The following is a 7842-nucleotide window of genomic DNA, read 5'->3' on the forward strand; positions in this document are numbered from 1 at the left end:
GCTATACGCGCAACAACCTGGTGTATATCTATCTGCATGGGACCATGAAGGACCATTTTACCGAACTCAAAGACCGGCTTCTCGCGACGGGCTATGTCGAAAATGCGGCCATTAGCCTCCACGACGCCCTGCATATCCACAGCTATGGAAGCGGGCTACTATGGCAGGGCAAGGACCCCAATAATAAGGTACCCGTTCATATGAATGATGTGAGCCCCGGATACCTCGCCACGCTGCACATGCGACTCCTCAGCGGGCGCGACTTCTATCCCAGCCCGGACGTGGATAGCCTCAATGTCATCATCAATGAAAGCATGGCCAAAATGATGGGGAAGGACGGGCGCACGGGCAGCTTCATCACCAGGGGCGCGAGGACTTATCAGGTGGTGGGCATCATAAAAGATTTTGTGTACAACGATGTATACGGGTCGGGCGCGCCGCTGGTGCTGTATTCCAACATGCGATCGGCGACGACCCTCGCCCTGCGGTTCAAGCCCAATGCCAACCTGCCGCAGGCCCTCGAAAAGACGGCATCGATCATTGGTGCCGGGGACCCGGGTTATCCGTGGTCTTATAAGTTTGCCGATGAAGACTTCGATGCGCAGTTCGCTGCGGAGACCCTGATCGGCAGGCTGGCCGGCATCTTCGCCGCCCTGGCCGTCTTCATCTCCTGCCTCGGGCTCTTCGGCCTCGCCGCCTACACCGCCGAGCGCCGCATAAAAGAGATCGGCATCCGCAAGGTGCTCGGGGCGTCCACGCAGGGACTGACGGCGTTGCTGTTAAAGGAGTTTGTTCAATTGGTTACCCTCTCCTGTTTCATCGCCTTTCCCCTCGCCGGTTGGCTCCTCTATGGGTGGTTGCAGAACTATCAATACCGCACCTCGCTCCATTGGTGGGTCTTCGGCCTCGCCGGCGCCCTGGCGCTCGCCGTCGCGCTCCTCACGGTCAGCTTCCAGGCGGTTCGCGCCGCGCTGGCCAATCCGATAAAGGCGTTGCGCAGTGAATAGCGCTTCGCAGACGAACAAATTCGGAGCGAGTAAGCGCGCCGCCTCTACTCCACCTTCAAATTCTTCACCGGATTCAACAGTGCCGTCTTCACGGCCTGTATACTCACCGTCGCCAGCGTCACCGCCATCACCATAAGGCCCGCCCCCACAAACACCCAGGGGCCGATCGCCACGCGATACACGAAATCCTGCAACCAGGAATGCATCGCCCACCAGGCCAGCGGAAACGCGATGACGATCGCCACCCCCGCCAGCCGCACGAAACCCGCCGAGAGCAGGAACGCCAGGTTGCCCAGCGAAGCACCCAGCACCTTGCGGATACCGATCTCCTTCACCCGCTGCTTGGCCGCATAGGAAGAAAGGCCGAACAGTCCCAGGCAGGCCAGCACGATCGCGATACCCGAGAAAAGGTTCATCACAGTCCCGAGTCGTTGCTCCGACGCATAGACCTTATTGTAATTCTCATCCAGGAAATGCATCTCGTAAGGCACTCCCGGAGCCAATCGTTTCCAGGTCGACTGCAGAAAATCCAGCGTCGCCGGCAGATGCTGTCCCGTAATCCGCACCAGCAGCCGGTCCGTGCGATGCGCCGGAAACAACACCAGCCCCTTGATCGGATTATGCAGCGACTGAAAATTGAAATCCTTCACCACGCCCTTCACATACCCCGGCCGCGAATCATCCATATACATCCGCTTGCCGACGGCCTGCTGAGGCGTCCAACCCAGCTCCTTCGCCGCCAGCTCATTCAACACAAAATGATACACCGGCCTGGTCACCGTATCGGGATGCGGCCCCTCATCGGGATGCGCGTCCTTCATATCCTGCGCGCTGATCCCCTGCCCCGCGACCAGCTGTAACCCCGTGGTGGAGATATAATCCTCGTCGACCGGATTGCCAAACACCGCCATCTGCTGGCTCGACGGCATGAGATCGTTGCGCATATTATAACCTCCATAGATCTGCACCGGTGACGACGCGCAGGTGCTCAAACTCACCACGTCATTGTTGCGCCGGAACTCCGCCTTCAGATAATCCAGCTGCCCCAGCAATTTCCGGTTCATCGACAGCTCGACCACATGATCCCGGTCGTAGCCCAGTTTTTTATTGCGGATATAACTCAGCTGCTGCCCCATGATAAAGGTGGAGACGATCAGGAATACCGAGATGACAAACTGGAAGACGATCAGCGACTGCCGAAGCCCCTGCCCGCTTCGCGTATTCTTAAAGGCGCCCTTCAGGACTTTCACCGGATGAAAACGCGAAAGCACCAGCGCCGGATAACTCCCCGCCAGCAGACTCACCACGACCGCAATCGCCAACGCTAAACCCAAAAAATACGCCGAGAAGACCCCCGACACGGCCAACTCGCGGTCCGCCAGTCGATCAAACGCCGGTAAGACCCCCGCCACCACCCCCAGACTCAGCACCACCGCGACCAGACAAAGCAGGAAGGACTCGCCGATAAACTGCCAGAACAGCTGCCCCTTCCCCGCGCCGATCACCTTCCGCACTCCCACCTCCCTTGCCCGGTCCACCGACCGCGCCGTGCTCAGGTTGATATAGGTACTGCACGCGATCACCAGGATCAGCAGCGCCACGCCGGCCAGGATATAGATGTAGACGATGCTGGTACCCGCTTCGAACCCGATGTATTCCGAATACAGGTGGATCCGCATAAAGGGTTCGAGCAGGAAATTCACCTCCGCCCCCTTGCCCTCCATTTCCTTTTTCATAAACGCCGTCACCTTGGCCTGCAGCGCCGGCAGCGAGGTCTTCTCCCGCAACAGGAAGAAGGTGCCGTAGTTGGCGTCCCAGTAAGTCTCGTCCTGGTTGGCGTATAACGAGGAGAACGAACCGAGCAGATCGAATTTGAATTGAGAGTTCGACGGGCAGTCCGCCATCAGGCCTGTCACCTGGTAGTCGACGGAATCGGTTCCGACCCGGAGTATTTTGCCAATGGGGTCCGTCGTTCCAAAATATTTGCGCGCCGTCGACTGGGTCAGCACTACCTTCTTGGGTCCCGAAAGCGCCGTATTCGGGTCTCCCTTGATCAGCGGCATGCTGAACACGAGGAAGAAACTCGAATCCGCGAACATAAACCGATCCTCCGGGAACAACTTCTCCTGGTAGGAGACGACCCGCGGCCGGTCCGTCATCCGCACCGCCGATTCGATCTCCGGGAACACCCGTTTAAAGGTCGTCGCCACCTTGGTGCTGTTGAAGTTGCCGTATTGCATGTCCCCGCCGCCGTTGAAGCGGTAGCCCATGATCGACCGGACGATCCGCGGCCCCCTGACCTCGAAATCGTCGTAACTCAGTTCGTGCCGGATGAAAAGGGCGATCAGCAGGCAGCTGGACAGGCCGACCGTCAGGCCGAAGATGTTGATGGCCGAGGCCGTGCGATTCTTCCGCAGGTTGCGGAAGGCGGTAAGAAGCCAATTTTTTATCATACGTACACGATTTAAAGGCGTTTTTCTCTTCCCTGAAGTTACCTGGTTTTTCATCCGGTGACCCCACCTACACAGAAACTTTTACCGAGAAAACCCCGCCGTTTGCCGCTTTCGGCCCTTGGACGGGCGAGTTGCGCTTGCGCGAGGCGCGAATTCCCCCTAGATTTGATTAAAATTCAATCTACAATGGACGAACAAGATAAAAGGCAAGAGGTAGGCCCCGACTTTGGCAGACGCAAGAGCGGCAGGATATGGGCAGGCCTTCTCCTCTTACTGATCGGCGGGGTCCTCCTTCTGGACCAAATGAACTTCCCCCTGCCCGACTGGCTCTTCAACTGGCACGTACTCCTCATCGTCATCGGCCTCTGGATCGGCCTGCGCCATAACTTCCGCGGCGGCGGCTGGTTCATCATGATCGCCATCGGCGGCTTCTTCCTCGTACAGGATTTCTACCCCGATACCCATATCTACCGCTTTATCTGGCCCGCCGTCCTCATCCTCGTCGGCCTGATGGTCATCCTCCGCCCCAACCGCGCCTATCACCGCCGCTGGGGCCATGACTGGCGCGACAATATGGATCGCAAATCCATGGAATGGCGCGAAGAATGGCAACGCAAGCATATGCACCGGCGCTTCGGCGGCCCCCAGGCCTTCTCCAACCAGACGCAGGGCTATAGCTCCGAGGACTGGGTGGATGCGACATCGATCTTTGGAGGCGTTCATAAGAAGGTGGTGTCGAAGAATTTCCGCGGCGGCGATATCACCACCTTCATGGGGGGCACCGAGATCGATCTCTCCCAGGCCGACTTCACCGGCACCGCCCGCCTCGACGTCACCCAGATCATGGGCGGCACCAAGATCATCGTCCCCGCCCACTGGGAGGTCCGCTCCGAAGTAACCGCCCTCTTCGCCGGCTATGAAGACAAACGCCAGCAACCCGCAGCCACCAACCCGGATAAAGTATTGATCATTGACGGTACTTCGATATTCGGCGGTATCGAACTGAAAAACTACTAACCGCCTCCGCCGCGGGGCCCCCACCCCGCGGCGACGACAGGTATAAAAACACACTCTTATGAACTGGTATCTCAGCAAGATCATCTTCCGCATCATCTGCGGCGACGGCGACCACACCCCGCAATTCGACGAGCAGCTGCGCCTCATCGCGGCCCGCGACGAAGAAGAAGCCTTTGACAAGGCCATGACCATCGGCCAGCGCGAACAGGATGCCTTCTACAACCACGAACAGCAACTCGTCCAGTGGAAGTTCATCAACGTCGCCGAGCTCTACCGGTTCAGCGGCCTCCTCGACGGCGCCGAGATGTACTCGCGGATCCAGGAGACCGACGACCCCGAAGCGTATATCGACCAGGCCAACCGCCGCGCCGACCACATCCAGGCCTGCACGACCCATAAAATGCTAAGACTACTCTAATGGCCAAATCGCCCCTCTCACAATATAAATTCCTCCTCATCTTCATCTCCTGGTGGGCCATCTGGGGCTTCCTCCAGGTCTCGTTGCTCATCGGCTTCGGCCTCCCCGTGAAAACGGCGCTGATCGACAGCATCCTGTCCAATTCCCTCGTCGCCCTCAGCTGCGCCTTTCTCAGCAACAACATGCAATACTATCTGCCAAAGAAAGAACGCTACTGGTATATCCTGTTCATCAGCCTCAGCCTCAGCGCCATCATCCTGCTGGCCTGCAAGGCGATCCTCGTCCCCCTGCTCAGCGAAAAGATTGACGGCGCCGCCTATGCGCTGTTTTACAGTAAGAGCTGGGCGGTTCGCTTCGATATCATCTTCCTGCAGGTGGGCTGCATGGCCATCCTCAGCGTCCTCTGGTACTCCTCCGAAGAAGAGCAGGAGAACCGCCAGCGCCGCAACGACGCCGAACGCCTTGCCCGTGAGGCCGAACTCTTCAAACTGCGCCAGCAACTCGCCCCCCACTTCCTCTTCAACAGCCTCAACTCCATCAGCGCCCTCATCGGCAGCCGGCCCGAACAGGCCCGCAAGATGATCCAGCAGCTGTCCGACTTCCTCCGCGGCAACCTCAAGAAGGAAGAACAGCAATGGGTGCCGCTATCCGAGGAGTTACAATATCTCGAACTCTATCTCGACATCGAAAAGGTCCGCTTCGGCCACCGGCTCGATACGCAGATCATCTGCGATGAAGAATGCCTCAGCAGCAGACTCCCGCCGATGCTGCTCCAGCCCATAGTTGAGAACGCCATAAAATTCGGCTTGTATGACACCACCGACGCGGTCATCATCATCATCCGCGCCCGCGTGGAAGCAAAATTCGTGATCATCGAGGTGGAGAACCCTTTCGACCCCGAGACCTCGCGCCCCAAGAAAGGGACCGGCTTCGGCCTCAGCAGTATCCAGCGGCGGCTCTATCTGCTTTTCGCCCGCACCGATCTCCTCGAGACCCGCGTCGCCGGCAGTCTCTTCACTACGATCGTTCGTATCCCGCAAATACAAACACCATGAGCAACAATCACAACAACACGCCCGTCAAAGCCATCATCATCGACGACGAACCGCTCGCCCGCATGATCGTCAAGGAATATCTCGAACCGTACGCGAACATCACCATCATGCAGGAATGCGGCGATGGCTTCGAAGGCATCAAGGCCATCCAGCAACACCGCCCCGATCTCATCTTCCTCGACGTGCAGATGCCAAAGATCAACGGCTTCGAGATGCTGGAGCTTGTCGAAGACCCGCCCGCCGTCATCTTCACGACGGCGTTTGACGAATATGCGATCAAGGCGTTTGAGAATCATGCGGTCGATTATCTGTTAAAGCCGTTCAATAAAGAACGTTTCGACAAAGCGCTTCGCAAATGGCTCGACCAGCGCGCCACCCGCGCTTCCGATCAGATTACCCATGGTCCCGCCGCCATCGCCCACGGCCCCGGCGGGGAGAAACCCGCCGACCCCACCGAGGCCCTCCTCGAGACCGCCTCACAGTCGCCCGCGCAGCAACACCGCATCGTCGTCAAGACCGGCGGCAAGATCAAGATCATCCCCCTCGAAGATATCCACTTCCTCGAAGCCGCCGACGACTACGTCAAGATCCACACGGCGGCCGGCAACTTCCTCAAGAACCGCACGATGGGCTATTTCGAGAAGACCCTCGACCCCGCCCAGTTCGTCCGCACGCACCGGTCCTATATCCTCAACGTCTCGCAGGTGACCCGCATCGATCCCTATGAGAAGGACAGCCATCTCTGCATCCTCCAGTCCGGCGCCCAGGTGCCGGTCAGCAAGGCAGGGTATGTGAAATTAAAAGGGGTGTTGGGGTTGTGAGGCCGCGCCCTGCGGCGGCATCCGTTAAAGCCGCGTCTAGGCCTCGCGGAACGCGGCATCCCGGCTATCCCCCGGGGCAATCGCCTCCTTTACCGGTCCATCCACCGTCATCGAATTAAACCAATGCGGATAGATCGCCCGCGGCTTCGTATACTCGTCGAGCATCGTGAGCTCGTCGACCCCGAGCCGGACATTGGCGGCGCCGAGGTTATCGTCCAACTGATGCGGCTTCGACGCGCCGACGATCACACTCGACACGGCCGGCTTCGACAACAGCCAGGCAAGGGCCACCTGCGCAACGCTCACCTTGTGCCGGCCCGCGATGTCCCGCATGCGGTCGACCAAGGTAAAGCCAAACTCTTTGTCAAACGGGATCATATCAAAACCGGAAAAGCGGTTGTCCTTATCTGTCAGGTTCTCGCGCGTATACTTGCCGGACAGGAAGCCGCTGGTCAGCGGACTCCACACGGTGAGCCCCAGGCCGTAATGGGTCATCATCGGCAGGACATCGTACTCGACTTCGCGCGCCAGAAGCGAATAGGTCATCTGTCCGTGGGTAAAGGGTGCCCAGCCGTTCGACTTTTGTAACTCCATCGCCGCCGCGACTTTCCACGCACTCCAGTTCGAGAACCCGATATAGCGCGCCTTGCCGCTGCGGACCACTTCATCCAGCGCCGCCAGCGTCACCTCCAGCGGCGTAAACTGATCCTCCTTGTGCGCGACATACAGGTCGACATAGTCGGTGCCCAGCCGCTTCAGGCTCTGGTCGATGGACCAAAGGATATGTTGGCGGTTCAGTCCCGCCTGTACCAGCGCCGGTCCTGTCCGAAATCCCACCTTGGTCGTGATCACGACTTCCCCCCGGCGGCTCTTCAACGCCCGCCCCAGCATCGTTTCCGATTCCCCGCCCGCGTAACCATCCGCCGTGTCGAAGAAATTGACGCCTGCATCCAGGGCCCGCCCCACCATCGCATCGGCATCGGCCGACTCTGTCTTGTAGACGGTCGCGAAATTCTTGTTGCCCGCCGTAAAGGTCATCGCCCCAAAAGAGAGGCGGGATACGGCGAGACC

At 58.9% G+C, this 7842-nt stretch carries 7 protein-coding genes; 5 read left to right on the forward strand and 2 right to left on the reverse strand.

Annotated elements, in window-relative coordinates; genetic code table 11:
- Positions 1-1007: ABC transporter permease (locus tag VGM48_RS22070; RefSeq protein ID WP_331582615.1), on the forward strand; the 1007-nt coding region annotated here is incomplete at its 5' end.
- Between the two features lie 44 nt (positions 1008-1051).
- On the opposite strand, the gene VGM48_RS22075 is transcribed toward VGM48_RS22070, so the two are convergent.
- Positions 1052-3460 (reverse strand): ABC transporter permease, encoded by a 2409-nt coding sequence (locus VGM48_RS22075; protein WP_331582616.1) that lies wholly within the window; start codon positions 3458-3460, stop codon positions 1052-1054.
- A gap of 186 nt (positions 3461-3646) precedes the next feature.
- Between VGM48_RS22075 and VGM48_RS22080 the strand changes: the two genes are divergently transcribed.
- From VGM48_RS22080 to VGM48_RS22095, 4 genes are read left to right on the forward strand one after another with little or no spacing between them, the layout of a single operon-like run.
- Positions 3647-4477, forward strand: a complete 831-nt coding sequence (locus VGM48_RS22080) for a LiaF transmembrane domain-containing protein (protein WP_331582617.1) — start codon at positions 3647-3649, stop codon at positions 4475-4477.
- Between the two features lie 58 nt (positions 4478-4535).
- Positions 4536-4895 carry a DUF4288 domain-containing protein gene (locus tag VGM48_RS22085; protein ID WP_331582618.1) on the forward strand — a complete coding sequence of 120 codons (360 nt, stop codon included), beginning with the start codon at positions 4536-4538 and terminating at the stop codon, positions 4893-4895.
- Complete coding sequence (locus VGM48_RS22090; protein ID WP_331582619.1) at positions 4895-5950, forward strand: sensor histidine kinase; 1056 nt, start codon at positions 4895-4897, stop codon at positions 5948-5950. Before VGM48_RS22085 ends, VGM48_RS22090 begins: the two co-directional genes overlap by 1 nt.
- Positions 5947-6771, forward strand: a complete 825-nt coding sequence (locus tag VGM48_RS22095; RefSeq protein ID WP_331582621.1) for a LytR/AlgR family response regulator transcription factor — start codon at positions 5947-5949, stop codon at positions 6769-6771. The genes VGM48_RS22090 and VGM48_RS22095 overlap by 4 nt, the downstream gene beginning before the upstream one ends.
- A 36-nt stretch (positions 6772-6807) precedes the next feature.
- On the opposite strand, the gene VGM48_RS22100 is transcribed toward VGM48_RS22095, so the two are convergent.
- Positions 6808-7842 (reverse strand): aldo/keto reductase (locus VGM48_RS22100; protein ID WP_331582623.1); only part of this gene is annotated, 1035 nt, incomplete at its 5' end.

The sequence above is a fragment of the Puia sp. genome (assembly GCF_036500295.1).
Classification (GTDB): Bacteria; Bacteroidota; Bacteroidia; order Chitinophagales; family Chitinophagaceae; genus Puia.

Coding starts and splice junctions, on each gene's coding strand:
- VGM48_RS22080 (WP_331582617.1), top strand. CDS start 3,647: ATGGACGAACAAGATAAAAGGCAAGAGGTAGGCCCCGACTTTGGCAGA.
- VGM48_RS22085 (WP_331582618.1), top strand. CDS start 4,536: ATGAACTGGTATCTCAGCAAGATCATCTTCCGCATCATCTGCGGCGAC.
- VGM48_RS22095 (WP_331582621.1), top strand. CDS start 5,947: ATGAGCAACAATCACAACAACACGCCCGTCAAAGCCATCATCATCGAC.
- VGM48_RS22090 (WP_331582619.1), top strand. CDS start 4,895: ATGGCCAAATCGCCCCTCTCACAATATAAATTCCTCCTCATCTTCATC.
- VGM48_RS22075 (WP_331582616.1), bottom strand. CDS start 3,460: ATGATAAAAAATTGGCTTCTTACCGCCTTCCGCAACCTGCGGAAGAAT.